Genomic DNA, 1,031 nt, shown 5'->3' on the forward strand with positions numbered 1-1,031 from the left:
AAAAAGGGCTCTGACGGATTGTAAGCACATGGTTTCAGGTACTATTTCACTCCCCTCCCGGGGTACTTTTCACCATTCCCTCACGGTACTAATCCGCTATCGGTCATAAGCAGGTATTTAGGCTTACCGGGTGGTCCCGGCAGATTCACAGCAGATTCCACGAGCCCGCTGCTACTCGGGCAACACACCAATTGCACGCACGGGTGTTTCACGTACCGGACTCTCACCGTCTACGGCAGGACATTCCAATCCACTTCCGCTACACCCACACAAAACAACGCAGGGCTAGCAGACCCTGCAAAGTGCATCCCCACAACCCCACGCACGCAAACCCTGCCAGGTATCACACGCACGCGGTTTAGCCTCATCCACGTTCGTTCGCCACTACTAACGGAATCACAATTGTTTTCTACTCCTACGGGTACTGAGATGTTTCACTTCCCCGCGTAACCACCAATTAGACTATGAATTCATCTAACGGCGACCGCCCACAACGACGGCCAGGTTTCCCCATTCGGACACCCTCGGATCAACGCTCAGTTGGCAGCTCCCCGAGGCCTATCGCAGCCTCTCACGTCCTTCATCGGCCTACTATGCCAAGGCATCCACCATGCGCCCTTACAACACAACACACAAACAAATAACTAAGAACAATCACAAACAGAAAAACTGCTTGACAAAATCGAACTTACAGAAAAACAAGATGCTCGCGTCCACTATCCAGTTCTCACACAACACCCACACACCACACACAAACCACCAAACAGCAGCCTGCCCGCAGCACGCAGCAACCTGTAAACAGGAACAACAACATGTGTCATCCCAGACACCCAACAGCGCACCAACAACCAACCAACACCAAAGGAAAGCACAAACGTTTAAAATCATCACACGCACGCGCAGACCACCACTTCAGTGATCTAACCAGTAGGTGTTCCACCCAAAAACAAAAAATAGCCACACGCCACCAACACGATGACACATGACACAAAGAAAAAATAATCTCCTTAGAAAGGAGGTGATCCAGCCGC

Annotated in this window: 1 rRNA gene; it reads right to left on the reverse strand. The window is 51.1% G+C overall.

Features of this window, described 5'->3' with window-relative positions:
• Positions 1-632 (reverse strand): 23S ribosomal RNA (locus HMPREF2562_RS01870); the annotation flags it as partial.
• Positions 633-1,031 lie beyond the last annotated feature (399 nt).

Source organism: Corynebacterium sp. HMSC077G07 (assembly GCF_001809225.1).
In the GTDB taxonomy this organism is placed as follows: Bacteria; Actinomycetota; Actinomycetes; order Mycobacteriales; family Mycobacteriaceae; genus Corynebacterium; species Corynebacterium jeikeium_D.